We start from the raw sequence: 24,717 nt of genomic DNA on the forward strand, positions 1-24,717 counted from the left end.
GGACTAGTCGGTGCTGTCGGCCGGCAGGCGCTCCGGTAGCCCGAACCGCGGGAACTGGTCGTCGTGGAACGTGGTGATCTCGGTGACCGCCCCGCCGGTGATGCGCAGGACGTCGATCGTCAGCGGCAGGTACGCGTCCTCCTGCTGCCGCCAGTGGTAGTAGGCGATGGCGGGCTGCCGGTTCGCGGAGGTGGGTACGGCGCGCAGGCCCGTCATGCCCTCGAACCCGCTCTCGATCCAGTACTTCACCACCGTGTCGCGGCCGACGTACAGGCCCGGCGTGGGCGGCATCGAGGTCCGGACATCTTCCCGCACCATCGAGGTGAGCGCCGGGATATTCGCGGCCACGCTGGCGTCGGTGTAGCGGCGTACCAGCTCGCGCGTTCCGGCGTCCTCCTCGCCGCCGGTCCAGTCCTGCCGCTCGGCGGGCAGGTGTTCCCGCAGGCCGGCGCGGGCCCGCTGCAGCGCGCTGTTCACGGAGTTGACGGAGTCCCCGAGGAGCTCCGCGACGTCCTTCGCCGGCCAGCCGAGCACGTCTCGCAGGATCAGCACAGCCCGCGGGCGCGGCGCGAGGTGCTGGACCGCGACCAGGTATGCGAGCTCGATCGTCTCCCGTGCGACCGCGAGGGTCTCCGGCTCGTCCGCGTGACCCGCGGGCAGCTCGTCGAGCAGCCGGTCCGGGTAGGGCTGCAGCCACAGCACCTCACCGCCCGTCGCGGGCTCCGGGCGGACCTTTTCGAGCAGGTCCAGGCAGGCGTTGGTGGCGATCCGGTACAGCCACGCCCGGAACGTCGACCGCCCCTGAAAGGTCTCGCGGCGCCGCCAGGCACGCAGGAACGTCTCCTGCACGGTGTCCTCCGCGTCCTCGAACGACCCGAGCATCCGGTAGCAGTGCACGTGCAACTCCCGCCGGTGCCGCTCCGCCAGCCCTGTGAACGCCGGCTCGTCAACCTCGCCCAAACCGCTCACGCCCAACTCCTCCAGCCGTGTATCCGCACTCATCACGTCATCCTTCCGTCTCGTCCTGTCCCCGTCGCATATATGACGGGTGCAGGCGCGACAACTCATCACTAGAGCCGGATTGCTCAGGCGTCCGGGATGAGCGCGGTCGTCAGGGTGACTCAGCTTCGCGTGTCTTCGGCGATCTGCTCGTGGTGGCGGATGACCTCGCTGATGATGAAGCCGAGGAACTTCTCGGCGAAGGCCGGGTCGAGCTTGGCGGTCTCGGCAAGTCCGCGCAGCCGGGCGATCTGGCGGGCCTCGCGAGCCGGGTCGCCCGGCGGCAGAGCGTGCACAGCCTTGAGTTGCCCGACCTGCTGCGTGTACTTGAAGCGCTCGGCCAGGATGTGAACGAGAGCTGCGTCGATGTTGTCGATGCTGTCGCGAAGACGGTCCAACTCGGCGCGGACCACCGGGTCGATCTCCTGCTGCCGTGCGGCGTTGCTCGTCGTCATGCCGTTCAGCATAGGCGGGCCATGCTGAGGGCGATCATGCTGTCTGTGAGGTCGGATCCGGGTATCGCAGACGGCCGGAACAGACCGATTCACCGGGTTTTGGACGAAGCGCGCAGTACGTCGACGATTGCAGGCCACCGCAGCGGGCACCCGAAGGAGTGCTGGCCTGATCGGAGGGAACACATGAAGATCGGATACTTCCTGTCCAGCGAGGAGTACACGCCCGCAGAGCTGATCGAGCAGGCCCGGATGGCCGAGGAGGCCGGGTTCGACGGGCTCTGGATCAGCGACCACTTCCATCCCTGGAACGACGAGCAGGGTGAAAGTGCGTTCGTCTGGTCGACGATCGGCGCGATCTCCCAGGTGTGCGAGCTGCCGGTGACGACCGCGGTCACCTGTCCGACCGTACGGACCCATCCAGCCGTGATCGCGCAGGCGGCCGCGACGAGCGCCGTACTGCTGAACGGGCGGTTCACGCTCGGTGTCGGGACCGGTGAGGCGTTGAACGAGCACATTCTCGGTACGGTCTGGCCGACGGTCGAGGTACGGCTGGAGATGCTCGAGGAAGCGGTCGAGATCATGCGGCGGCTGTGGACCGAGGACGGGTTCGTCAGCCACCACGGCAAGCACTACACCGTCGACACCGCGCGGATCTACACCCGGCCGCAGGAACCGTTGCCGATCTACATGTCCGGATTCGGGCCGGAGGCAACCGATGTCGCGGCGCGGATCGCCGACGGCTACATCACCACCTCACCTGACCACGAACTACTGCAGCGTTTCCGGGACAACGGTGGCGGGTCGAAACCGGCGCAGGCCGGATTCAAGGTCAGCTACGCGCCCACCGAGGCGGAAGGTGTCGAGCAGGCACACCGGATCTGGGCCAACTCGGGTCTGCCCGGCGAGCTCGCCCAGGTGCTCCCCTCACCGCGGCACTTCGAGCAGGCCAGTCAACTGGTGACCAAGGAGTCCACGGCGCAGTCCGTCGCGTGCGGCTCGAAGGCGGAGGTTCACGTCGACGCGTTCACGCCGTACGCCGAGGCCGGATTCGACGAGGTGTACGTCGCGAACATCGGCCCGCACAGCGTGGACATGATGAACCTCTACCGCACCGAGGTACTCCCCGCACTCCGCTAGGCTCGCCGTCCTCCTCAGAGGAGACGCCGAGTGGCGATCAGCCAGTGCGCGATCTCGACCATGGGCAGCCGACGGTCGTTCGCGTGCCGGAGCAAGATCTCGAAGGCAGCCCGCGAGCCGACCTCGTAGCGCTCCATCAGGATTCCTTGGGCGATGTCGACGGAAGAGATGTCGCCGACCGTCCCGCGAATGACGAGGGTTCGAGCTGGATCCGGCACTGGCATCAGTCATCCCACCTCGGAAGACGGGTAGTGCCACCTTGCTGGTGGTACCTCCACGAACAACCGGTGCCCTGTACGCCGCACCGCATGCACCCGGTGACCTGATGCGTCCGTACTCCGTGCACATCACCAGCCCACCCGGCCTCAGTTCTTGCGACGTACGAGCATGCGTCCGTCGCCCTGAGGAGGTAATTTCGAAAGGCGGCTGGTTTGCGCTGAGAGGAGAGCGAGGATGGACGGTGTGGATCGGGCCGGCGACGTCGTGCCGAGTGGGGATGCGCCAGAGCCGGAGGCGCCAACCGCCGGTGTCGCGGGCGGTGAGGTCGCCCGGCGTTTCGCCGAGCTGTCTGTCGAGTTGCACGAGTCGGGCGGTGTGGACGAGACCGTCCAGGCGGTCGTCGAGTTCGCTCTGCAGGCGCTGAGTTGCTCCCACGCGGGAATCGCCCTGTCGGTCCGCGGTCGCGGTTTCGAGGTTCCGGCGGCGACCGATCCGGTGGTAGCAGCGATTTACGACTTCCAGATGACCGGTGGAAAAGGCCCGCTGGTGGAGTCGATGCGGCAGCATGCCACGGTGCTGGTCCGCGACACCGCCACCGATCAGCGCTGGACCGAATGGGCCGGCCGCGTCCTCGAACTGGGCGTGCGGAGTGTCCTCGACGTACCGCTGACCACCGGCGAAGGCATGGTCGGCGTACTCGGCCTCTACAGCGTCGAGGTCGATGCCTTCGGGCCCGACGACGAGGCCGTGGCGCACATCCTGGCCCGGCACGCCTCCGTCGCCATCGGGAGCGCTCGCCACGTCGAGAACCTGGCTGCCGCAGTGGACGCCCGCAAACTCGTCGGTCAGGCGATGGGGATCCTGATGGAGCGCTACGACCTGGACGGCGACCGCGCCTTCGAGGTACTGAAGCGCTACTCCCAGGACAACAACCGCAAACTCCGCGACGTGGCCCAGGACCTGATCAGCACCCGCAAACTCCCCTTCTGATCTGCTGCGCATGTCCGCGGGTACTGGCGCGATGACGACAGGCGAGCGGAAGGAATGAAGGACATGCCCGGTGACGTAGTGGATCTGATCATGCAGGACCATCGCGAGGTCGAGCGCCTCTTCGACGAGCTCAAGAGCAGTCCGGAGAAGCGACCGAATCTCCTGCCGGTGCTGACCACGCTGCTGACCGCGCACAGCCGCGCCGAAGAGGCGGAGGTCTACCCGGTCGCGGCATCCGAAGCCGGCGAGAAGGAGGAGGTCTCGCACAGCCAGCAAGAACACATCGAGGCCGATCAGTTGCTGGCCAAGCTCGCGGAGACCGATCCGGCCGCACCCGACTTCGAAAGAGTCCTGCAGAATCTCGTCGACGCGGTCTCGCATCACGTCGAGGAGGAGGAAACCAAGGTCCTGCCCGGTATGCGATCCAACCTGTCGGAGGAACGCCGTACCGAGCTCGGCGAGGCGTTCGCCGCCAGCCGCAAGCAGCACCTCGGTGAACAGCCCGGCGACATGACTCGCGATCAGCTCGCCCAGCAGGCCACGAACGCGGACGTCTCCGGCACCTCAGGTCTGTCCAAGGACGAACTTCAGCAGAAGCTCCAGGACGAGGCCGAGCGCTGACCCGGAGCCCGACGGCGATCGCGAAACAACTTGTCGATTCGGGTGCCGCATGGACGGCGGATCGGTGGGCACCGGTAGGACGTCGATTCGTCTCGCAAAGGAGCCAGACATGAGTACGAATCCCGTGCCTCCAGGAACTGTGCCGCCGATTCCCGGTCCTGCGGACCCGGACCGCGAGACGCCGGGCGGTACACAGCCGGACGATCCGGATCTGACGCCATACCCGGACCCGGAGCCCGAGCCGGACGAAGACCCGGACGAGCAACTGCCACGCAACACCTGATGACGACGAGCCCCGCGTGTGCGGGGCTCGTCTTCGGCCGAGGTCAGTCCTTGAAGGCGTCCTTGGCCTTTTCGCCGGCCTGCTTCAGGTCGGCTTTCGTCTCCTCGACGCGGCCCTCGGCTTCCAGGTCGCGATCGTCCGTCGCTCGCCCGGTCACCTTCTTGACCTTGCCCTTTGCCGCCTCGGCGGCATGCTTCGCCTTCCGTCCGACACCCATCGCTCTCTCCTCCTCGGGTCCGGCATCTCCAACCCCGTCCGAGTGCCCGCAAGCAGCCGATCCATGCCAGCCCAGGACCCGCAGGATCTGGAGGGGCGCCCACGGCACACGTTCAGAAGCGGCCGGGTGTGCGGCCCAGGGTGGCGTTGGGGTCGCCGGAGTCGGCGCCCTTGACCGGGCCCTGACCGCACTCGCAGACGGCCTCGGCCGAGTCCGCGATCAGATCCTCGACCGGCCTGCTGAAAGCAGTCGGCAGGTCAGGTAGATGGCGAACGAGATGCTCGTGATGTACGGGCTGATCGGGACCGAACTGCCGGCGGCCAGCAGGATTCCTCCGACCGACGAGACCACGGCGAAGGCGGTGCTGAGCAGTGGAACCCAGACCGGTGACGAGGAGACTCGCAGCGCCGCGGCGGCGGGTGTCACCAGGAGCGAGAGCACGAGGAGAGCGCCGACGATCTGCACCGAGACCGCGACGGCGAGACCCAGCAGGATCATGAAGGCGATCGACAGGACGCCGACCGGGACACCGCGGGCGGCGGCGACGTCCGCGTCCGTACTCGCGAACAGCAACGGCCGCCAGATCACCACCAGTCCGACGGCCACGACGGCCGAGATGACGATCAGCGACTTGATCTGCGGATCGTCGATCGCCACGATCTGCCCGGTGAGCAGGCCGAACTTGTTCGCCGCCCGCCCGTGATAGAGACCTAGGCACAAGATCCCGAGTCCGAGGCCGAACGGCATCAGTACGGCGGTCACCGAGTTGCGATCTCGGGCACGCGCACCGAGTACGCCGATCAGTAGCGCGGCCGTCAGCGATCCGAGCAGTGCCCCGGTGACGACACTGGCGCCGAACAACAGGCTGGCCGCCGCACCGGCGAAGGACAGCTCACTGACGCCGTGCACCGCGAACGCCATGTCGCGCATCATCACGAACACGCCGATCAGGCCGCCGACGATGCCGAGCACGACGCACGCGATGATCGAGTTCTTCAACAGGGGCAGGAGTTGTCCGTAGTCGGCGAAGTTGAAGATCTCCGACCAGACCGTGCCGAGACTGTCCAGGCCGATCATCGCGCCACGGCCTGTTCCGGGTGGTGGTACGGGTCGTGGTCCGGCACACCCGCGACCAGGATCCGCCCGTTGTGCCGGATGACTTCGACCGGCGCGTCGAACAGGTCACTCAGTACGTCGGTGGTCATGACCTCGTCCGGCGTACCGATCCGGAACCGGTGGTTGGCGATGTAGAGCACCCGATCGACCTTGTCGAGGATCGGGTTGATGTCGTGGGTGACGAACAGGACGCCGAGGTCGAGCCGCCGGCGGGCGTCATCAACCAGATCGCTGACCAGTCGCTGGTGCGGCAGATCCAGCGACAGCAACGGCTCGTCGCACAGCAGCAGCCGTGGATCGGCCGCGAGCGCCTGCGCGATCCGCAGCCGTTGCTGCTCGCCGCCCGACAGCGACGACAGCGGAGTGGACGCATACGCCTCGGCTCCGACCGACGACAACAACTGGTTCACCCGCCGCCGACGCCCGCGCGACGGCAGCGGAACGCCCCACCGGTGCCCGTCCACACCGAGCGCCACGAGATCCCGCCCACGCAGCGGTACGCCGTCCTCGGCCAGCCGCTGTTGCGGTACGTATCCGATCCGCCGGTCACCCCGGCGTACCGGCGTACCGAGGAACGTCGCGGATCCGGACCACAGCCGGGCCTGGCCGAGGACGACCTTCAGCAGACTCGACTTGCCCGACCCGTTGGCGCCCAGTACGGCGATCAGCTCGCCGCTGTGGACCTCGAGATCGAGACCTTCCCAGAGGGCGCGGGACCCGAAGCCGAGCGCTGCCTGCTCCAGGCGCAGTACGACGCTCACTGTCCGAGCGCCGCGCCGACCGCGGTGAGGTTCGCCGACATCCAGCCGACGTAGTCCTTGCCGCTCGGGAGGGTCTCGGTGACCGGCACCACCGGGATGTTGTTCTGTTTGGCGGCGTTCAGCACCTTCTCGGTCTCCGGACCGGTGGTCTGCGCGTTGTACGCGAGCAGCTTCACCTCGTGCTTGCTGTACAGCTGCAAGGTCTCGTCCAGCACCTTCGCGGGTACGTCGGTGTCCTCCTCGATGGCCTCGCTGAACTCGTCCGGGGTCTTGTTCTGCAGTCCGACCGCATCGAGCAGGTAGAGCGGCACCGGCTCGGTGATGGCGACCGGCTGACCGTCGTACTTCGCCTTGAGCGTCGCCTCCTGCTGCGTCAGCCCGTCGATCTTCTGCTTGAGAGCGGCGGCGTTCTGCTGGAACGTCGACGCGTCGCCGGGTGCGGCCTTGGCGTAGGCCTGCTGGACCTGATCGATGACCTTGGCAACCGTCGGGAAGTCGTACCAGACGTGCTCGTTGAGCTCCTCGCCGCCCGCTGCCTTCTTGCCGGAGATGGTCACCGCATTCAGCACGGTTGCCGAGGTGTTCTTCGCACTCTTCAGCATCCGGTCCATGAAGTCGTCGTACCCACCGCCGTTCTCCAGCACCACCGCGGCATCGGCCAGCGCCAACTGGTTGCGGGTGTTCGCCTCGTACTCGTGCGGATCGGCATCCGGGCTGGTGATGATCGAGGTGACCTCCACCTTGTCGCCGCCGATGCTTGCGGCCAGATTGCCCCAGACATCGGTCGAGGCGACCACCTTGATCTTCGCGCCACCGGACACAGCGGACGACGACGGGGACCCGGCGGCAGCGTCACCGCCCGACGAACAGCCGCTCAGCCCCAGAGCGACGACGGTGACGACAGCGGGCACAGCGAACAGTCTGCGAGTCATGCGAGGACCAACCTTCGAGCGGAATGAAATGACAACCGTTATCATTATCGCATATGGTCCCGCAGCGCCAGCCGGCCCTAGCTGAGTTCCGAGCGGGCCAGGCGGAGGAAGGCCTTGAGGCCGGCGATGACTTCCTGGTTGTCGGTGAGGCGGGTCAGCGAGTGTTCGAACTGGCGGGCGTGGGCGTCCACCTTGGCGTGAAGCGCTCTGTCCCCGGCGGTGGCGTTGGCTTCGGCGGCGGCCAGACTTTGCGTGAGATGAGCGAGGCGGACGTTCTGATCGTCTGATTCGTGGCGCAAGGACTCGAGGTCGGCCTTCATCGTGTCCAGGCGGCGGAGGGTTTCGATCAGGTCGTCGCGGGGGTGCTTGACGTCTTGCAGCATGGTGGTCATCCGGTCACGCAGGTAGCTGAAGTACGCACCGGCCGGCCGGAAGAACGTGCTGATCAGGTAGAGGCCGGCCAGGTAGTAACCGATCGCGCCGTCGGACAGATAGGTGATCAGGGCAACGAGTGCCGCCGACGCCAGGTGGGACCCGACCGCGAACCAGCGCATCCGGGACGCGATCCGTCGTGCCTCCGGGTCCCGCTCGGCCGGTACGTCGATGCCGCGGTCACGACTCGTCCGGATCTCGTGAATCAGCGCATGCGCCTGGAAGTAGAGGTTCCACGGCACAGTCAGCAGCAGAATCAACCAGAGCAGACACAGCACGCCGAGGAACAACGACAGGATCTCCTCGAGCGGTACGTCGGCGATCGCGACCAGCACGATGGCGACGATCGTCACGACCACGGCCCCGCAGAACACCCAGATCTTCGACATACCCAGCAGACTGCCCGCCTTCACGGCCCCCGGAATCGGTACAACTACTCAGGAAGAAAGCCGTGGACTGCGAGGTTGAGGTTCGTATGACCACACTCGTCGACCGCGCCATCGCGGCACTGCGTGCAAACCACGACGCCCTCGCTGCACTGGTGCCGACCTTGTCCGATCAACAGCTGAGGGACCGCAGCGGGGCGGCGGAGTGGACCGTCGCACAGGCGTTGTCGCACCTCGGAAGCGGTGCCGAGATCTCCCGCAAGCCGATCGCGATCGCCGCGGGCGAGCACGTCGAGGCTGAGGACAACCAGGCGATCTGGGCTCGCTGGAACGCCTCGTCCCCGTCCGACCAGGCGGCCGGGTTCGTCAAACACAACGCGGCGTACCTAGACACCGTCGCCGGGCTCAGCGTCGAGCAGCGCGATCTCCCCATCAACCTGGGCTTCCTGCCCGAGCCGGTGCCGCTGGTGGTCGCGCTCGGCCTGCGGCTCAACGAGGTCGCCAACCACGCCTGGGACGTCCGCGTCGGAGTCGACCCGTCGGCGACCGTGGAACCGGATTCGGCCGAGCTGCTCATCGAGCTGTTCGGTGGGCCGCTGGCTTTCCTTCTGGGTTTCTCCAGCAAGCCCGACCAGCTCGAGCAGGAGGTCCGCCTGGCGATCCCAGGCGGCGGCATCACGATCACCGACGCGATCACCGTCGCCGGCACGGTCGATGACCCGACGGCCACGTTCGAGGGTCCGGCAGAGGCCGTGGTGCGACTGCTGACCGGACGGCTCGGCGCCGAGCACGCCGCGGGCGTGAGCGTGACCGGCAACGTCACGCTGGACGAACTCCGGAAGGTCTTCCCCGGCTACTAGACAGGGCCTAGGGGTGGACGACCACCCGGCGGCCGCGTGAGCTCGTGCGTTGCCAGGCGGATCCGATCTCGCTCAACGGCACCCGGTCGATCTGGAAGGTGAGGTCGCCGGCGCGGGTCCACTCGACGACCTGTTGGTACGACTCGCCCATCGACTCCGGTGTCAGGTTGCGGGCGGCGCCGTAGATCTCGACGCCCGACGTGCGCAGCGCCGACGCGGGTACGACGAGATCGGCGCCGGCCGCCTCGCCGGTCTGGATGATGCGGGTCGGCGTGCCGAACGCGAACTCGTCCGGGGTGAGGGCGCGGAGCAGGATCTCGGTCGGACGTCCCCACAAGAAGTCGAGCACCACGTCGTACCGACCGGCGTCGGCGTACGCCTGCTGCAGCTCCTCGTCGGAGACGGCGGTGTTGATGACCGCGTCGGCCTCGAGCTCGCCGAGCTGGCTGTCGTCACGGCCCGTGGCGACGATCCGGCCGGCGCCGAGCAGCCGCGCGACCTGGAGCGCCAGCCGGCCGGCCACGCCGGTCGCGCCCTGCACCAGGACCGTCTCCCCCGGCTGCAGACCGGCCGCGGTCTTCATCGTGAGTGCGGTGATCGCGGACGCCATGACCGCGGCGACTGCCGGATCGACGCCTTCGGGGATCGGCGCGTACGACCCCTCGGGTACGACGGTCCGCTCGGCGAGGGCGCCGTACGGCAGTCGCGGGTTGCCGAAGCCAACCACAGTCCCGTCCGGCAGCGCGCCGATGCCGTCGAACACCGGGATCATCGGCAGCACCGCCAAGTACTTCGCACTTGCGTAATGCGTCCCGGCAGCAAACGCCTTGTCGACGTTCTCGACCGCGGCGGCGAGCACCTCGATCACCACTTCCCCGTCGGCCGGCACCGGGTCGGGGAACTCCTCGTACCGCGGTACGCCGCCCACTTCGTGCAGCACAGCAGCCTTCATGACTCCACCTCTCTCTAACACCGTTAGATTCACTCTAACACTGTTAGAATCCGGAGCGTGAGCCTGGACCGGACCCGGATCGTCGACGAAGCGGTCGCGCTGCTCGACACCGCCGGACTCGACGGCGTGACCTTGCGCAAGCTGGCCGCCCGCCTGGGCGTCCAGGCGCCGACGCTGTACTGGCACCTGCCCAACAAGGCGGCCCTGGTGACGGCGATCGCCGACGCGATCGTTCCGGACCCCACGCCGCCGGCACCGGACCAGCCGTGGCAGGACTGGCTCAGAGACTTCGCCCTCGGGCTGCGGGCCGCGCTCGTCGCCCACCCGGACGGCGCGCGGGTCGTCTCGATCGCCCAGCTGTCCAGGCAGACGGGAGCCTGGTCCGAGCTCGCGATGAGCACGCTTGCGGACCGCGGCATCCCCCTCCGGGACGCCCGCATCATCGTGCTGACCGTGGAGCGCTTCACGATCGGTCACGTGCTCGAGGAGCAGTCACCGCCGCCGGACACGGCCGACTTCGACCTCGAGCAGTACGCCGCCACGCACCCGGTCTCGGTCCGCGCGATCAAGGAGTACTTCGCCCCTGGCCGGAACGTCGACGACTTGTTCCGCGACTGCCTCGAAGTGGTCCTCGCCGGAGCCGCCGCGATCGCCCGGCCATAAGCGCAACTTTCCGGCTCTGCCGCGTATCGAGTAAGCAGAAGCGTTACTACGTACTGTGACCCCGAGGGGCTGGCAATGTCCGGTCGATTGAGCAAGGCGGCGGTTGCCGCGTTCCTGGTAATGGGAGTCACCCCTGGGGTCGCGCAAGCGGTGGGTGCGGAAAGGTCTGCGACTGCGCAGGCGTCAGCTGGTTGTTATGTCCATGTCGGCTCCGTGACCGCCAGTGGTGATCACGCGGGCAAGCTGGTCACCGTCGGCGCCGCGTCCACCGACGCGCCGGACACCGGTGTCTACCCGGCCGGCGCGGTCCGGGCCAGTGGATCGATGGAAGCCGATCCGGACGTCACCGGGTACGGCGGGTGGATCGGCGGATACACCGTGCTGGGCTCGTCCATGTACTCGACCTCCTACTACCTCACCCTGGACGGAGACGTCGACCGGACCAGGCCGACCACCTACTTCGTCGGTGGCGGTTGGGGTAACACGACGTACTTCGAGACCAGCCGCTTCTGGGACTACCCCAAGCTGCCGAATCTCACCACGCAGTATCAATTGCGCGCCGACGGGACGCTGACGCGCTGGGAGATGTACTACAACAACGGCAACAATCCGCGACTGTGGGCGAACAAGCAGTCCGCGACCGGGTTCTCGTCCGTCAAGACGATGGCGCTGATCAGCCAGACGCTGACCTACGACACGTTCCTGGCCAACACCCGCGGCGGTGCGCTCTACACGATCCGCGTCCCGCGCACGTCACCGATGAAGCCGATCGTGAAGAAGGTTCGCACCTCGACCTGGCAGGCGTTCGACGCGCTGGTGGCCGAGAAGTGCGGTCAGTACGGGACGATGCTGGTCGGCATCGACAAGGACACCCAGTCCGCCTACGCGTACGCCGTCGGGCACGCGAACGGCACGACCACCGTGATCCAGGGGCTCGGCAAGGTGCCGGCCACGTTCGCAGATCCGGTGTACTTCCGGCGCCAGCTCCGTCAGGGCGACGCCCGAATGCTGTTCGGGGAATGAGGACCATCATGTCCGTTCGACTGAGTACTGCCTTCACTGCAGCCGGTGGCGACCACACGGCCACGATCGTGACGGCCACTTCGCCGCCGACGGTGCAGCAGAACGGTAGGTTCACCGACATCTACCCCGACGGTCAGGTCCGGCTGAGCGGGACCGTCTCGAGCGATCCGGACGTCACCGGTACCGGCGGGCGGATCTGGGGTTACGTGGTGATGGGCTCGACGCTGTACGGCAGCGGCTATCTCCTCACGGAGGACGGCGAGGTCGACCGGCCGACGGTCGGCCTCAGCCGGGTGGGCGGCGGCTGGGGTGACGCGACCTTCTTCGACTCGACCACGTACTGGAATTATCCGAGTCTCCCGGTGATCACCACGCAGTACTCGCTGCGCAGCAACGGCACGATCACTCGCTGGGACGACCGGTCCGGGTCGGCCTGGGGCAACAAGCAGACCGCGATCGGTTTCGCCGCGGTCAAGACGATGGCGCTGATCAGCCAGACCCTGACGTACGACACCTTCCTGGCGAACACCCGGGGCGGCGCGCTGTACACGATCCGGATCCCCCGGACGTCGCCGATGAAGCCGATCGTGAAGCTGGTCCGGTCCTCGACCTGGCAGGGCTTCGAGTCGCTGACGATCGCGAAGTGCGGCATCTACGGAACGCTGCTGCTCGGCATCGACAAGGACACGCGGTCCGGTTACCTTTACGCCGTTGGTCACGCCAACGGCACCGCCACCGTCATCAAAGGCCTCGGCAAGGTGCCGGCGACGTTCGCCGATCCCGTCTACTTCCGCCACGTCATCCGCCCGGGCGACAATCCGATGCTCTTCGGGGAGTGATCATGTCGAAGCGACGCAGTACGGCGGGGCGGGTGGCTGCTGCCGCCGTGCTGGTGACCGGGGTGCTGGCCGTGGCTCCGGGCGAGGCGGTGGCGGCTGACACATCCGCCACCGCGGCGTGCACGATGGAGATCGGGTCGGTGACCGCCGGTCGCGATCACACGGACCGGGTGATCACCGCCGGCTCACCGGCAACCGTGCAGGAGAAGGCGAGCTATCCCGACCTCTATCCCGAGGGCCTGCCCAGGTTGAGCAGTCTGTTCTTCAACGACCCCGTCGTCCAGGGTTTCGGCGGCGCGTACGCCGGCCACGTGGTGATCGGCTCGGGCCTGTACAGCAGCACCTACTTCCTCACCGAATCCGGCGAGGTCGACCGAACGCAGTCGCACAACTTCCGGATCGGTGGCGGCTGGGGTGACGCCACCTTCCTCGAGACGAGCTACCCGAACGATCCGGATCCCTGGGCCCTGGTCAATCACTACTCGCTGCGCAGCAACGGCACGATCACCCGGTGGGACGACAAGGGCGGGTTCGGCTGGACCAACGCACAGTCCGCGGGTGGGTTCTCGGCGGTGAAGACGATGGTGCTGATCAGCCAGACCGCGACGTACGACACCTTCCTGGCCACCACCCGGGGCGGCGCGCTCTACACGATCCGGCTCCCACTGACCTCGCCGATGAAGCCGGTCGTGAAGAGGGTCCGCAGCTCGACCTGGCAGGGCTTCGAGACGCTGATCGCCGAGAAATGCGGCCAGTACGGCACCCTGCTGCTCGGCATCGACAAGGACACTGGTGCGGGCTACTTGTACGCCGTTGGTCACGCCAACGGCACCGCGACGGTCATCAAGGGACTCGGCAAGGTACCGGCGACGTTCGCGGACCCCGTCTACTTCCGCCGCGTCCTGCAACCCGGCGACCAGCCATTGTTGTTCGGGGAGTAGGTCTCGATCAGGGCTCGTGGTCGGCGTGGTAGCGGACGAGGTCGGGGAGGAAGTTCTCCAGGTTGCCGATCTCCTCGATGTGGTGGCGGATCCACGGGCCGAGTTTGCGCTCCGGGAAGGCCTTCGTCCGGGCGATCTTGTTGAGCAGGAGCCGGCCGGGGACGGTGTCGTCGCCGAGGACCAGGCGGGTGACGCAGCGGGTGTCGCCGCCGATCGCGTCGTACTCGTTCTCGAGGCGGACAAGACTCGATCCGAGGACTCGTCTGGCGATCGTGGCCGAGCGGTCGTCGATCTCGTCGACAGCGACGTGGAGGTCGATGAGCGTGTCGGGGTTCCGCCCGAGTGCCTCGGTGATGTGCAGCCGGGCCCCCGCGCTGACGCTGCCGTCGACACCCGGCGACTCGATCTCGTAGGAGATGTGATCGAGCGGATGCCAGACGAGGTAGCGCGGCTGCCGGGTTCCGGCGTACATCATGGTGCCGGGCACGTGCCGGTACCACCAGGCCAGCATCTCCGGCGTGACGCCGGCGAGCGGGGCGTGCTCGATGGTCACGCACACCTGGCCGTGTGCGGTCGTCTTCGAGACGCGGGCCGACTCCTGCGGCCGAAGCGGCCACAGGACAGGTCGCGGTGCGGGAAGCTCAGGCATACGGGCCCTTGTGCCCGCTGCGCTCCACTTCATTCGGGCGCACTCGAGAGCTCGACGAGCTTCAGGTGCGGGGCAGCTTGCGGGTGTCGACGAGTTGCTGGGCGACGTCGCGCAGTTTGGTGTTGGTGTCCTGGGAGTAGCGCTTGAGGACGGCGAACGCACGGTCGTCGTCGAGGCCGTAGCGTTCCATCAGGATCCCCATCGCCTGGCCGACCAGTTTCCGCGCGTCGACCGCCCGGGCCAGCGTCTGCTCGTGCCGGGCCGTGGCGACCGCGACCGATGCGTGCCTCGCGAGGATGTGGGCGATCGCCTCGTCGTCCGGACCGAAGGCGTTCGGCTCCGGGGCGTACAGCCCGAGTACGCCGAACGAGCGCGAGCCGGCGGCGCCGACGGCCAAGGGCACATCCAGCACACTGCGGACCCCGAGACGAGTCACCTCCGCAGCCCACCTCGGCCAACGGACATCCGTGGCGGTGTCGCGGACCAGCACCACCGTCTGGTGCTGCGCCGACTCGATCAGCGGTCCGGCCCCGTCGGCGATCTGCAGGGTGTAGATCTCGGCGACGACCGGATCCGTGACGGCCGGGATCTCCGGCCGCCCGCCTCGGTTGTAGAGCGCCACCCCGGCATAGCTGCAGCCCAACGCCTGCAGGGCGAACTGGACCACCGCATCGACGGTTTCCTCGACGCCGCCGGCGCTGTGCAACTCGACCGCCAGCCGCGCGAAGACGTCGGCCGTCTCGTCGACGCTCTCGACCATCCGCAGCCGGGTCTCGGACGGCATCTCGTGAGCGGCCATCTCGTGTGCGGCCAGCTCGAGGGCGTCATCCTCGAGCTCGCTCATGCTGTGTCAACGACGCTGACGGCCATGGTTCCTCCCAGGCAGCCCAAACTTGCGTGACCGGCTGCTGACTGCCCAACAGTCGCCAATACTGAGCTTGCCATCATCCCGAACTCCGCACCAGCCCCGAGGCCGCCGGTGACCACCGGCAAGCGATTGCGGCAGCTGATCAGGGGGCACTGGGGGGGTATGGCTCGTACAACGGAAACGCGCGCGACGCGCACCGATCGGGCGCCGCAGTTGAGATACGTACGGACGTTCAGTTGCGATGCGGGCTCCTTGTGGAGGCTCATCACCAGGCCGGAGCAGCTCAGTAGCTGGCTCGGGCCGACCGTTCTGAGTGACACGCAGTACGGCGGGTTCAGGGTCGTGACTCGCTCCCGGGCCGAACAGACCGGGATCGTGACGGCCTGCGAGCCCCCGCACTACTTCCGGGCTGCCTTCGACGACCCGCCGAACCCCGCCAGCACGGTCTTGGTGGACGTGGTCCCAGGGCAGGACGAGACGCATCTGATCTTGACCCACGGCGGCATCCGCCACAGCCTGCTGGCGCCGTACGACAAGCTCTGGACGGGCGCCCTCGACCGTCTGAGGAAGGTGGTGGAGGGGACCACCGCTGCCCTCAGGGGGCGGGGTGAACCACGCGGGTAAAGGTGGTTTTGGCGGTGGGAGCGGCGCTCGAGAGCGTCGTACGTCCGGACACCAAGCTGATCGCGATCACCAACCCGAACAATCCGTCCGAACTCGAGGCCGTCGTCGCGGTGGCTGAGCGGGTCGGCGCCTGGATCCTGGCCGACGAGGTCTACCGCGGAACCGAGCGGCTCACGGACGAGATCACGCCGAGTCTGTGGGGCGGTTACCGCAAGTCTCAGTCCTCGTTGATGACGCGGGCGGCAACGGCGTACGCCGAGTTGGCGGCAGGGACTCCGCAGTAGATCGCACACTGCAGGATCACCTCGCTGATCTCGGCCGGTGCTGAAGGATCGATCAAACATCGAACAAGATGGTCTCACTGTTGCCTGTAGGCCTGCGAGCTCGGCCTACTCTGGGCGTCGGGCTTGCTCATGTCATGATCGCGACCTCGAGGAGTTGTCTGAATGCCTGGCTTGCGTGTGCTCTTTCTCGGTGGGACGGGAATCATCAGTTCGGCCTGCTCGTGGCGAGCAGTGGAGGCGGGGCTCGACCTGACGGTCGTCAACCGCGGCAAGACCTCGACTCGCCCGCTGCCTCCGGAAGCGCGAGTGATCACCGCGGACATCGAGGACGCATCGGCGTTCGCCGCAGTAGCCGGCGAGGATTTCGATGTCGTGGTCGACTGGCTGGCGTTCACACCTGATCAGGTGCGCGCTCGCACCGACGCGCTGCGCGGACGGGTCGGCCAGTACGTGTTCATCAGCTCCGCATCGGCGTACCAGACGCCACCGGCCCGGCTGCCGATCACCGAGTCGACGCCCTTGCGCAATCCGTTCTGGCAGTACTCACGCAACAAGATCGCCTGCGAAGATCTCCTCACCGGTCTGTACCGCGACGAGGGTTATCCGGTCACGATCGTGCGGCCGTCGCACACGTACGACCGCACCCTCGTCCCGTTCGACGGCGGTTGGACGATCGTCGAACGCATGCGCCGCGGTCAGCCCGTTGTGGTCCACGGCGACGGCACCTCCCTGTGGACCCTGACCCACCACCGCGACTTCGCCCGCGGCCTGGTTCCCTTGCTCGGCCACCCCCGCACGCTCGGCGAGGCCTTCCAGATCACCTCCGACGACGTCCTCACCTGGGACCAGATCGCTCATACGCTGGCCAGTGCGGCCGGCACGTCAGCACAGATCGTCCACGTCCCGTCGGACGCCATTGCCGCAGTCCATCCGGCGTGGGGTGCCGGTCTCCTCGGCGACAAGACCCACTCAGCCGTCTTCGACACCACCAAACTCCGCCGAGTCGTGCCAGATTTCGTCGCCACGATCCCGTTCGAAACCGGTGCGCGCGAAATCATCAGCTGGTACGACGAAGACCCGGCACGCCGCCGTACCGACGCCGGCATCGACGAAGCTATGAACACCCTGATAGCCCGCTACACAAGCTGACTGGCCTACTGGTCGCGGTCCGGAGCACGGTGCGTCAGGTGTTCCGCGAAGCTTCGGGTGATGCGGGTGGGGTGGGTGATTGCGGTCCCGACGACGACGGCGTACGCGCCGGCCTCGAGGCAGGCCAGGGCGTCGTCGGGGTTGCGGACGCGTCCTTCGGCGATGACCGGGACGGTCAGCTGCGCTACGAGTTCGGTCAGCAGGTCGAGGTCGGGGCCGCGGGTGACGGGACGCTCGCCGGTGTAGCCGGCCAGCGTGGTTCCGACGCAGTCGGCGCCTGCTGCGACGCTGTAGAGGGCGTCGTCGAGACTGCCGCAGTCGGCCATCACCAGGGCGCCTGCTGCATGGACGGCGGCTACGGTCGCGGCCAGGGGCTGTCCGTCGGGGCGATCGCGGCGCGTGCCGTCCACGGCGACGATGTCCGCGCCGGCGGCGACACAGTCCAGGGCGTCCGCGACCGTGGGCGTGATGAAGACACCGTCGGCTCCGCGTTTGACCAATCCGATCAGGCAGACCTCGACAAGTGGGCGAATGGCCTCGATGTCTTCGATGCCCTGAGCCCGGACCCCTTTCGCGCCACCAGCGACAACTGCTTGCGCGACGGCAGCCATGATGGCCGGCGACCGCATCGGCTCACCGGGATAGGCCTGACACGACACGACCAACTGCCCCTTGATCGAGGCGAGCCGCGAGTCGCTCATGCGCTCATCCTCCTCATCACATAGTTTCTGCATACTTTCATGCGCCGTGGGCGACTGGTGGAAACTCGTCAGTGACGCACAACCCCATCGAAAGGACGCCATGAACGCGATGCAGAAGTTTTCTCTCGAGGGCAAGGTTGCTTTGGTCACCGGTGGTAGCCGGGGGCTTGGGCGGGCGATGGCCGAGGCGCTCGGCGACGCGGGGGCGGCGGTGGCGGTGACGGCGCGCACGCTCGCAGCGGCCGAGGCCGCCGCGGACGAACTGCGCGAGCTCGGCATTCGCGCGTACGGCGTACAACTCGAGGTGTCCGATGTCGAGGACGTCGAACGTGCGGTCGAGCAGGTCAGTACCGAGTTCGGCGAGATCGACGTGTTGCTCAACAACGCCGGCATCGGCGTCGCCGGCCGGGCCTTCGAGACGCCCGACGAGGCGTGGCACGACGTGTTCTCCGTCAACGTCGACGGCGTCTGGTACTGCAGTCGCGCGGTCGGACGCCGGATGGCGCAGCGGGGCGGAGGCACCATCGTCAACGTCGGTTCTATGTCGGCCGAGATCGTCAACCAGCCGCGCTGGCAGGCGTCGTACCTGTCGTCCAAGGCCGCGGTCCATCAATTGACCAAGGCGCTGGCGGCCGAGTGGGCGCCGCACGGGATCCGCGTGAACGCGATGGCGCCGGGGTACTTCCTCACGGAGATGTCGCCGGTCGACCAGCCGGAGTTCAAGCAGTGGTGTGTCGATCCCGCGGCCATGAAGCGCTACGGGTTGCCGCCGGAGCTGGGGCCGGTGGCGATCTTCCTGGCGAGCGAGGCGTCCAGTTTCATGACCGGCTCTGTCGTCAAGGTCGACGGCGGCTTCACACTGTTCTGATGGTCACCATAGGTATTGTCGGCGCCGGTTTGCGCGGGAGGCTGTTCGCCGAGGCTCTCCAGGGACAGCCGGACGTCACCGTCGTCGGACTCGCCGAGCCCTCGGTCAAGGTGGCCGACGAGGCTCGTGCCGCCACCGGCCTGCCCGTCGTCGCGTCGCACGTCGAGTTGCTCGAGAGCTTCGATCCGTACGCCGTGATTGTGGCGACCCCGGACTTCGCGCATCGCGAGGTCGCGGTCGATGTGGCCGACGCGGGCAAGCATCTGCTGATCGAGAAACCGGTCGCCACCACCCTGGACGACGCCCGCGCCATTGCCGCCGCGGTGCACCGGTCGGGCGTTCGATGCCTCGTCGGCTTCGAGAACCGCTGGAACCCGCACGTGGTGCAGGCCAAGGCAGCGATGACGAGCGTTGGGGAACCGATCACGGCGTCGGCCACCCTGAGCAACTCCTTCTTCGTGCCGACCACGATGCTGTCGTGGGCGGCGCAGTCGTCGCCGGCCTGGTTCCTCATGCCGCACACGCTCGACCTCGTCCTGTGGCTCACCGGCAGGAGGCCCGTTTCGGTGAGCGCGGTGGGGTCGCGTGGCGTCCTCGCCAGGCGAGGCATCGACACCTGGGACGTCGTACACGCGCTGGTCACCTTCGACGACGGATCGACGGCGACGCTCTCCTCGGCCTGGACGCTCCCGGATGCCGGTGACGGCATCGTCGACTTCCGGTTCCAGGTGATCGGTACCGAGGGGTCGGTGACCGCGGATCTGTCGCATCAGGGCCTCACCGTGGTGAGCGACAAGTACCGGTCTGCGTGGCCGGTCTCCGGCCGGATCGGGCGATCACAGGTCGGCCCGGCCGTGTGGATGGTGCAGGACTTCGCAGCGGGACTCGTCGACGGCGGCGACCTCGGACCGGATATCAACCACGGCGTACTCGTCACTCAGATCATCTGCGCGATCGAAGACTCGATCAGCACCGGCCAGACGGTGCAGCTGACCGCCCCAACTGGCTAGGGCACCGTGGATAGACTTGATTTATATGATCTTCTGGATGGGTGGACCGGCCGGAGCGGGTAAGACGACGATCAGTCGGTTGCTGGCGGCAAAGTACGGTTTTCATTGGTACAGCGTGGACGCTCATACCTCCGATCATGAGCAGCGCGCGGCTGCGGCGGGGCTTCATGTGTTGGGGAGCGGGCCGGGAGATTTCGACCGTCGGCCGATGATCATCGAGGACATCCAGGCGCTGCCTGGGGAGACATCGGTAGTTGTCGAAGGCGCCTTCGTCACTCCGACGATGGCTGGGGTCGCCGAGAACGCCGTGTGGCTGATGCCGTCCAAGGACGAACAGCTCGCACGGCTGGAAGGCAGGAATCCAGGCGGCGAGCACGGCGGTCTGGTCTGGGGTTGGGAGCTGATCCAAAGTCAGCTCGAGGGGACCGACGCACGCGTCATCGTGGTCGATGGGCAGACGGTCGAGCAGACACTCAAGGCAGTCGAGCAGCAGTTCGGCGCTCTGCTGGCCCCATAAGCCCCCTGACACGCTGTACCGCTGCGGCCGGCGGTGAGACGACTGATGATGGTCTCTGTGTGTCAACTCGACGGGAGGACTGTGCCGGCATGGAATCCAGTGGTTGGTCGTTCGACGATGATCGGCAGCAGCACCTCGCGCTGACCGGTCGCCCGGCGCGGGTGCTTGCGTACGCGCAGGCTGCACAAACGTTGGAGCAGCTCGGCGTACCGGTAGTGGGGTACTTCGGCTCCCAGCACCACGCCGAGAGCGGAGCTGTTCCCACGGCGGCCGGGCTGGACGTGCCCTGCGTCGGCTCCGGTGACGGCATCGACCTCGACCTGGTCAAGTCCTTGCGCCCCGACCTCGTGGTGGGCGTCACCTACGCGGGTGAGGTGTACGGCGTCACGCCGTCCGTCGCCGAGGAACTCGAAGGCCTCGCGCCGAGTCTGCTGATCGGCATCGCCGGCGACCGGACTCTCCAATCCGTCATCGGCCGCTTCCACGAACTGGCACAAGCACTGACCCCGGACAGCCTCCCGGACTCCGAAGCCGACCTCACGACGGCAATCGCCGCGCTGAGCAAGAAGCTCGCTCAAGATGCGCCGGTGCAGGTGGTCGCCCTGTCGGGCGGCACAGACACCGACGCCTACGTCGCGAATCCGGCCTACTGGCCAAGCCTCCACCTCCTCGCCGACGCAGGCGTGCACTTCACACCGACCACCACGGCAGGCGGGTGGGAGGTGGTGAAGTGGACCGACCTCGCCAGCAAACATCCCGCCGACCTCGTGCTGTACGACCAACGCCCGAACTCACTGGGCTCCGATCGCCTGGCCGACATCCCCGGCTGGTCCGAGGTCCCCGGCGTCCGCACCGGCAACGTGCTCGGCTGGAACCCCGAACCACCGCTGACGTTCACAACCGCCGCCGCGTTCGTCACCACCGTCGCCGACTACCACTAGCCAGACACCAGTTGGTTGCCGAGGGCACCGGTAGTGCGAGGTTTACTCGGCGCGCAGATCGATGGCGAGACAATGCGCGACGTCGACCGGACGTGTCTCCGGAAGGCGGACCACCAGGATGCCGTGGGCCTGCTCGAAGGGGATAGCTCCGTGGCCGAGCAGCCGCACGCCGGCGACGGACTCATGCCCCGCAAAGCTGCGGATCACCGCGCGTCCGTCGGTCGGCCAAGCCAGCTGGAACGCGTAGACGGTGTTGTCACGGCGGGTGAACCGGAAATCGGAGCTCGTCCAGTTCACGCGGTCTTCGGTGAACCCGTCGATGACCACGCTCGCCGGCCCTTCACCGAACACCCGGAACGGCCTGGTGCCGTAGATGCCTTCGCCGCAGGTCTGCGTCCAGGCGCCGAGGTCGTCGAGCAGTTGCGAACACTCGAGGTCGATGGAGCCGTCGGGCAGTTGCGGCACGTTCAGCAGGAGGTTCCCGTTCTTCGAGACGATGTCGACCAGCATCTCGATCACGTGCCCGGCGGTCTTGTAGACGTCGCGGACGTTGTAGAACCAGTCACCGACCGAGGTGTCGGTCTGCCACGGCAACGGATGGATGGCCGCGGTCTGGCTGCGCTCGATGTCCATCACGCCGACAGCACTCACCTCCGGCCGGCGATCCTTCTGCTGGTAGACGGCACGGTTCGTCCCGTGGGCGCGCACGCTCGTGTTGTACAACCGGGCCACGGCCTCGAGACCGGGCGTGTAGTCGGCCTCGCCGAACGGCAGCGGCCCGTCGGAGTACAGCAGGTCGGGCTGGTACCGGTCGATCATCTCGGTCACCGCCTCCAGCCAGTGCGCGTGCCAGCCAGGATCGTCCAGGTACCACGGGTCGTGGACGTCGATGTCCTCGGCCGGCAAGTAGCGCGCGTTGTCGAGGTAGAAGTCGCGGTAGCGCGGATCCGTTCCGTCGTACGGCGTCCCCGCGAACGGGCCGTCCTTGTCGCTGCCCTTGCTGACCGCCAGCCACCCGAGCGCGGCGCCCAGGTGCTCGGTGATGCCGAACGGCAGCCCGCGTCCGTCGGCAGCCGCCTTCCACAGGCCGACGATGTCCTTGCCTGGACCGACCTTCACCGAATTCCAGGCGTGCACGGCCGAGTCGTAGTTGAAGAAGTTGTCGTGGTGGACCGCCTGCGCCACGAAGTACCGCGCGCCCGCGGCGACGAACCGGTCCATCAGGGCCTCCGGATCGAAGCGCTCCGCCTTCCACTGCGGTACGACGTCCTTCCAGCCCACCTCGGAGGGGTGCCCGTAGGTGCGGAGGTGGTAGCGGTACTGATCCGTGCCCTGGCGGTACATGTTCCGCGCGTACCAGTCGCCGTACCGCGGCACCGACTGCGGCCCCCAGTGTGACCAGATGCCGAACTTCGCGTCCCGGAACCAGTCCGGGCACTCGAACGTGGTCAGGGACTCGAACGACGGCTCGAAGGGGCCGACAGCCACGGTTTGACTCCTCATCACTGCTGGGGACCGGCCGGCCTTCCGGCCGGTCCCGATGGGTGGGCTACTTGTTGGGGACCTTGTCGTACGCCGTTTGCTGGATCTCCAGGTACCGCTTCAGGCCGAGGCCGTCGAGACCCTTGACGTAGCTGTCCCAGTCGGTGTCGATGTTCTTCGAACCGGTCACGAACTGGAGCGCGTTCTGTTGAATGTAGTTCTCGATGTTGGTCTGCAGCGTCGCGACCTCGTTGGCCAGCGTCGGGTCGATCCACACCTTCCAGAACGGGTAGATCTGGGCCTTGTCTTCGTGGCCGGCGTACAGCTTGGTGGCCTCGAACAGCTTGCGTTCGTACCCCGCCTGCGAGTGGGTGTCGGTGTCGATGACCTCGGAGTTGCGGTACTTCGCGGTGTTGTTGTACTGCGCCAGCGGGCCCCAGCCGCTGTTCCGCGGTTTCGACCCGGGCTTCAGGGGAATCTGCTTGAAGCTCGGCTTCAGCGACTTGTCGAGCGCCACATCGCCGGGACCGGGCTTGGTCCAGGCCTTGCCCTCCATGCCGAACTGTCCGTTGTTCTGTCCCTCATCGGTGAAGATGTAGTCGAGCATCTTGATCGCCTGGATCTGCTTCTCCGGTGTGGCCTTCGACGTCAGGACGAACGTTGCGCCGGGAATGCTCGGGAAGACGTAGCTGGCGTAGTTCGCGCCACTCGGACCGGTCAGCGGCGGTACCGCGTCGTACTGCTGGTCCCGCCCGTCCGCCGAACCGACGGTGACGAAGATGCCCGAGTGCATGACGGTGCCCGCGCCGAGGATGACCGAGCCGCCGTGGTTGCCCTGCTGCTGCATCGCGTCCGGGTTCTGCGTGAAGGCGCCTTTGTCGATCAGGCCTTCCTTGTAGAGCGAGTTGATGTACCGCAGGCCTTCGCGCCAGCCGTCCTTGTTCGCCTGGACGTCGACCTTGCCGTTGTTGAGAACCAGTGTGGAGTTGTTGCCGCCGCTGTTGTTCTGCCCTTGCGGGTCGTAGATGAAGGCGTTCATGAAGTACGGGATGAGGTTGTCGCGGACGTTCGCGCTGAGCGCGATCTCGTCGGCCTTGCCGTTACCGTTCGGGTCCTGGGTCTTGAACGCCTGGAGCACCTTCCGCAGGTCCTCGGTGGTCTTCGGCTGCTCGAGGCCCAGCTTCTTCAGCCACGCCGAGTTCATCCACAGCTTGTCCGGGTACGAACAGTGGAAGCAGTCGACCCACTGCGGCATCCCGTAGATCTTGCCGTCCGGCGCGGTCGCCATCGCCTTCCACTCGGGCGTGGAGTCCAGCGCCTTCTTGATGTTCGGCGCGTACTGGTCGATCAGCTGGTTCAGCGGTACGACGACACCCTGGTTGCCGAGCTTGAGCAGCTCCGCCGGGGTGAACTGGTCGACCCAGGGGATCAGCAGGTACAGATCGGGGTAGTCGCCGCTGGCCAGCGAGATCTGCCGCTTCTCCTTCGACGGACCGCCGTCGAACGTCGTGGTCTGCCACTTGACGGTGATGTTGAACTTCTCCTTCACCAGCTTGGTGAAGTCGTTCGTGGCGAGGTTCGTGTCGGCCGACTGCGGCGCGAAGACGTTCAGCGTGACATCGGGATTTCCGGTGATCGTCGGCAACGGCTTGTTCGCCGAGTCGTTGTCCGATTTGCTGCCGGAGCAGGCCACGAGGGCGAGTGCCAGGAGGCTGGTGCCGACGATCGCGGCACGCCTCCGCGTACTGAGTTTTACAGACATTACGTCCCTCACAGGGGTTGAGGTGATACGGAGGTG

Annotated in this window: 30 protein-coding genes; 15 read left to right on the plus strand and 15 right to left on the minus strand. The window is 67.1% G+C overall.

Features of this window, described 5'->3' with window-relative positions; all coding sequences use genetic code 11:
* Nucleotides 1-3: 3 nt before the first annotated feature.
* Both ACLJOO_RS26450 and ACLJOO_RS26455 read right to left on the minus strand, forming a co-directional pair.
* Nucleotides 4-1,002 (minus strand): RNA polymerase subunit sigma-70, encoded by a 999-nt coding sequence (locus tag ACLJOO_RS26450; RefSeq protein WP_410790090.1) that lies wholly within the window; start codon nucleotides 1,000-1,002, stop codon nucleotides 4-6.
* Nucleotides 1,003-1,121: 119 nt separating this feature from the next.
* A complete protein-coding gene (locus ACLJOO_RS26455; RefSeq protein WP_410790091.1) occupies nucleotides 1,122-1,454 on the minus strand; it encodes a chorismate mutase in 333 nt (110 codons plus the stop codon).
* A 183-nt stretch (nucleotides 1,455-1,637) separates the two neighbouring features.
* Here ACLJOO_RS26455 and ACLJOO_RS26460 point away from each other — a divergent pair, with 183 nt between their 5' ends.
* Nucleotides 1,638-2,591: a TIGR03557 family F420-dependent LLM class oxidoreductase gene (locus ACLJOO_RS26460; protein ID WP_410790092.1), complete on the plus strand. Its 954-nt coding sequence runs from the start codon at nucleotides 1,638-1,640 to the stop codon at nucleotides 2,589-2,591.
* A 14-nt stretch (nucleotides 2,592-2,605) separates the two neighbouring features.
* Here the strand turns inward: ACLJOO_RS26460 and ACLJOO_RS26465 are convergent, their stop codons facing one another.
* The gene (locus tag ACLJOO_RS26465) at nucleotides 2,606-2,815 is read right to left on the minus strand and encodes an ANTAR domain-containing protein (RefSeq protein ID WP_410790093.1); all 210 of its coding nucleotides are present in this window, start codon (nucleotides 2,813-2,815) and stop codon (nucleotides 2,606-2,608) included.
* 229 nt (nucleotides 2,816-3,044) lie between these two features.
* Here ACLJOO_RS26465 and ACLJOO_RS26470 point away from each other — a divergent pair, with 229 nt between their 5' ends.
* From ACLJOO_RS26470 to ACLJOO_RS26480, 3 genes are all read left to right on the plus strand, one after another.
* On the plus strand, nucleotides 3,045-3,800 hold the full coding sequence (locus tag ACLJOO_RS26470; RefSeq protein ID WP_410790094.1) for a GAF and ANTAR domain-containing protein: 756 nt from the start codon (nucleotides 3,045-3,047) through the stop codon (nucleotides 3,798-3,800).
* Between the two features lie 63 nt (nucleotides 3,801-3,863).
* A complete protein-coding gene (locus tag ACLJOO_RS26475) occupies nucleotides 3,864-4,421 on the plus strand; it encodes a hemerythrin domain-containing protein (protein ID WP_410790095.1) in 558 nt (185 codons plus the stop codon).
* A gap of 109 nt (nucleotides 4,422-4,530) precedes the next feature.
* Nucleotides 4,531-4,704: a hypothetical protein gene (locus ACLJOO_RS26480; RefSeq protein ID WP_410790096.1), complete on the plus strand. Its 174-nt coding sequence runs from the start codon at nucleotides 4,531-4,533 to the stop codon at nucleotides 4,702-4,704.
* Between the two features lie 43 nt (nucleotides 4,705-4,747).
* Here ACLJOO_RS26480 and ACLJOO_RS26485 read toward each other — a convergent pair whose 3' ends face one another.
* The 5 genes from ACLJOO_RS26485 to ACLJOO_RS26505 form a co-directional block, all read right to left on the minus strand.
* Entirely contained in the window at nucleotides 4,748-4,921 is a 174-nt protein-coding gene (locus ACLJOO_RS26485) for a CsbD family protein (protein ID WP_410790097.1), read from the minus strand.
* Between the two features lie 219 nt (nucleotides 4,922-5,140).
* On the minus strand, nucleotides 5,141-5,998 hold the full coding sequence (locus tag ACLJOO_RS26490; protein ID WP_410790098.1) for a metal ABC transporter permease: 858 nt from the start codon (nucleotides 5,996-5,998) through the stop codon (nucleotides 5,141-5,143).
* A complete protein-coding gene (locus ACLJOO_RS26495; RefSeq protein WP_410790099.1) occupies nucleotides 5,995-6,798 on the minus strand; it encodes a metal ABC transporter ATP-binding protein in 804 nt (267 codons plus the stop codon). Before ACLJOO_RS26495 ends, ACLJOO_RS26490 begins: the two co-directional genes overlap by 4 nt.
* On the minus strand, nucleotides 6,795-7,730 hold the full coding sequence (locus ACLJOO_RS26500; protein WP_410790100.1) for a metal ABC transporter solute-binding protein, Zn/Mn family: 936 nt from the start codon (nucleotides 7,728-7,730) through the stop codon (nucleotides 6,795-6,797). Before ACLJOO_RS26500 ends, ACLJOO_RS26495 begins: the two co-directional genes overlap by 4 nt.
* Nucleotides 7,731-7,807: 77 nt before the next feature.
* Nucleotides 7,808-8,551, minus strand: a complete 744-nt coding sequence (locus tag ACLJOO_RS26505) for a hypothetical protein (RefSeq protein WP_410790101.1) — start codon at nucleotides 8,549-8,551, stop codon at nucleotides 7,808-7,810.
* Between the two features lie 86 nt (nucleotides 8,552-8,637).
* On the opposite strand from ACLJOO_RS26505, the gene ACLJOO_RS26510 reads away from it, so the two are divergent.
* Entirely contained in the window at nucleotides 8,638-9,408 is a 771-nt protein-coding gene (locus ACLJOO_RS26510; RefSeq protein WP_410790102.1) for a maleylpyruvate isomerase family mycothiol-dependent enzyme, read from the plus strand.
* Nucleotides 9,409-9,415: 7 nt separating this feature from the next.
* On the opposite strand, the gene ACLJOO_RS26515 is transcribed toward ACLJOO_RS26510, so the two are convergent.
* Nucleotides 9,416-10,360, minus strand: coding sequence for a quinone oxidoreductase family protein (locus tag ACLJOO_RS26515; protein WP_410790103.1), 945 nt, complete (start codon nucleotides 10,358-10,360; stop codon nucleotides 9,416-9,418).
* Between the two features lie 57 nt (nucleotides 10,361-10,417).
* Here ACLJOO_RS26515 and ACLJOO_RS26520 point away from each other — a divergent pair, with 57 nt between their 5' ends.
* The 4 genes from ACLJOO_RS26520 to ACLJOO_RS26535 all read left to right on the plus strand — a co-directional run bounded on the left by ACLJOO_RS26520 (nucleotide 10,418) and on the right by ACLJOO_RS26535 (nucleotide 13,826).
* Complete coding sequence (locus ACLJOO_RS26520) at nucleotides 10,418-11,023, plus strand: TetR/AcrR family transcriptional regulator C-terminal domain-containing protein (RefSeq protein ID WP_410790104.1); 606 nt, start codon at nucleotides 10,418-10,420, stop codon at nucleotides 11,021-11,023.
* Between the two features lie 213 nt (nucleotides 11,024-11,236).
* Nucleotides 11,237-12,046 carry a hypothetical protein gene (locus tag ACLJOO_RS26525; RefSeq protein WP_410790105.1) on the plus strand — a complete coding sequence of 270 codons (810 nt, stop codon included), beginning with the start codon at nucleotides 11,237-11,239 and terminating at the stop codon, nucleotides 12,044-12,046.
* Nucleotides 12,047-12,054: 8 nt separating this feature from the next.
* Nucleotides 12,055-12,885 (plus strand): hypothetical protein, encoded by an 831-nt coding sequence (locus ACLJOO_RS26530; RefSeq protein ID WP_410790106.1) that lies wholly within the window; start codon nucleotides 12,055-12,057, stop codon nucleotides 12,883-12,885.
* Nucleotides 12,886-12,887: 2 nt separating this feature from the next.
* Nucleotides 12,888-13,826: a hypothetical protein gene (locus tag ACLJOO_RS26535; protein ID WP_410790107.1), complete on the plus strand. Its 939-nt coding sequence runs from the start codon at nucleotides 12,888-12,890 to the stop codon at nucleotides 13,824-13,826.
* Nucleotides 13,827-13,833: 7 nt separating this feature from the next.
* On the opposite strand, the gene ACLJOO_RS26540 is transcribed toward ACLJOO_RS26535, so the two are convergent.
* Entirely contained in the window at nucleotides 13,834-14,475 is a 642-nt protein-coding gene (locus tag ACLJOO_RS26540; protein WP_410790108.1) for a DAPG hydrolase family protein, read from the minus strand.
* Between the two features lie 61 nt (nucleotides 14,476-14,536).
* On the minus strand, nucleotides 14,537-15,235 hold the full coding sequence (locus ACLJOO_RS26545) for a GAF and ANTAR domain-containing protein (RefSeq protein ID WP_410790923.1): 699 nt from the start codon (nucleotides 15,233-15,235) through the stop codon (nucleotides 14,537-14,539).
* A gap of 270 nt (nucleotides 15,236-15,505) precedes the next feature.
* On the opposite strand from ACLJOO_RS26545, the gene ACLJOO_RS26550 reads away from it, so the two are divergent.
* Nucleotides 15,506-15,967 carry an SRPBCC domain-containing protein gene (locus ACLJOO_RS26550; RefSeq protein WP_410790109.1) on the plus strand — a complete coding sequence of 154 codons (462 nt, stop codon included), beginning with the start codon at nucleotides 15,506-15,508 and terminating at the stop codon, nucleotides 15,965-15,967.
* A gap of 217 nt (nucleotides 15,968-16,184) precedes the next feature.
* Here ACLJOO_RS26550 and ACLJOO_RS26555 read toward each other — a convergent pair whose 3' ends face one another.
* Nucleotides 16,185-16,271, minus strand: a complete 87-nt coding sequence (locus ACLJOO_RS26555; protein WP_410790925.1) for a hypothetical protein — start codon at nucleotides 16,269-16,271, stop codon at nucleotides 16,185-16,187.
* Nucleotides 16,272-16,413: 142 nt separating this feature from the next.
* Between ACLJOO_RS26555 and ACLJOO_RS26560 the strand changes: the two genes are divergently transcribed.
* Nucleotides 16,414-17,400 carry an SDR family oxidoreductase gene (locus ACLJOO_RS26560; protein ID WP_410790110.1) on the plus strand — a complete coding sequence of 329 codons (987 nt, stop codon included), beginning with the start codon at nucleotides 16,414-16,416 and terminating at the stop codon, nucleotides 17,398-17,400.
* Between the two features lie 5 nt (nucleotides 17,401-17,405).
* On the opposite strand, the gene ACLJOO_RS26565 is transcribed toward ACLJOO_RS26560, so the two are convergent.
* A complete protein-coding gene (locus ACLJOO_RS26565) occupies nucleotides 17,406-18,101 on the minus strand; it encodes an N-acetylmannosamine-6-phosphate 2-epimerase (protein ID WP_410790111.1) in 696 nt (231 codons plus the stop codon).
* A 109-nt stretch (nucleotides 18,102-18,210) separates the two neighbouring features.
* Here ACLJOO_RS26565 and ACLJOO_RS26570 point away from each other — a divergent pair, with 109 nt between their 5' ends.
* The 4 genes from ACLJOO_RS26570 (at nucleotide 18,211) to ACLJOO_RS26585 (ending at nucleotide 21,437) form a co-directional block, all read left to right on the plus strand.
* Nucleotides 18,211-18,969 (plus strand): SDR family NAD(P)-dependent oxidoreductase, encoded by a 759-nt coding sequence (locus ACLJOO_RS26570; RefSeq protein ID WP_410790112.1) that lies wholly within the window; start codon nucleotides 18,211-18,213, stop codon nucleotides 18,967-18,969.
* Nucleotides 18,969-19,979: a Gfo/Idh/MocA family protein gene (locus ACLJOO_RS26575; protein WP_410790113.1), complete on the plus strand. Its 1,011-nt coding sequence runs from the start codon at nucleotides 18,969-18,971 to the stop codon at nucleotides 19,977-19,979. The genes ACLJOO_RS26570 and ACLJOO_RS26575 overlap by 1 nt, the downstream gene beginning before the upstream one ends.
* A gap of 25 nt (nucleotides 19,980-20,004) precedes the next feature.
* A complete protein-coding gene (locus ACLJOO_RS26580; RefSeq protein WP_410790114.1) occupies nucleotides 20,005-20,496 on the plus strand; it encodes an AAA family ATPase in 492 nt (163 codons plus the stop codon).
* Between the two features lie 89 nt (nucleotides 20,497-20,585).
* Nucleotides 20,586-21,437 (plus strand): ABC transporter substrate-binding protein, encoded by an 852-nt coding sequence (locus ACLJOO_RS26585; protein ID WP_410790115.1) that lies wholly within the window; start codon nucleotides 20,586-20,588, stop codon nucleotides 21,435-21,437.
* Nucleotides 21,438-21,479: 42 nt separating this feature from the next.
* On the opposite strand, the gene ACLJOO_RS26590 is transcribed toward ACLJOO_RS26585, so the two are convergent.
* Both ACLJOO_RS26590 and ACLJOO_RS26595 read right to left on the minus strand, forming a co-directional pair.
* Nucleotides 21,480-22,925: an alpha-L-fucosidase gene (locus ACLJOO_RS26590; protein ID WP_410790116.1), complete on the minus strand. Its 1,446-nt coding sequence runs from the start codon at nucleotides 22,923-22,925 to the stop codon at nucleotides 21,480-21,482.
* A 61-nt stretch (nucleotides 22,926-22,986) separates the two neighbouring features.
* Nucleotides 22,987-24,681 carry an ABC transporter substrate-binding protein gene (locus tag ACLJOO_RS26595; RefSeq protein ID WP_410790117.1) on the minus strand — a complete coding sequence of 565 codons (1,695 nt, stop codon included), beginning with the start codon at nucleotides 24,679-24,681 and terminating at the stop codon, nucleotides 22,987-22,989.
* Between the last annotated feature and the right edge of the window lie 36 nt (nucleotides 24,682-24,717).

The sequence above is a fragment of the Kribbella sp. C-35 genome, assembly GCF_046549195.1.
In the GTDB taxonomy this organism is placed as follows: domain Bacteria; phylum Actinomycetota; class Actinomycetes; order Propionibacteriales; family Kribbellaceae; genus Kribbella.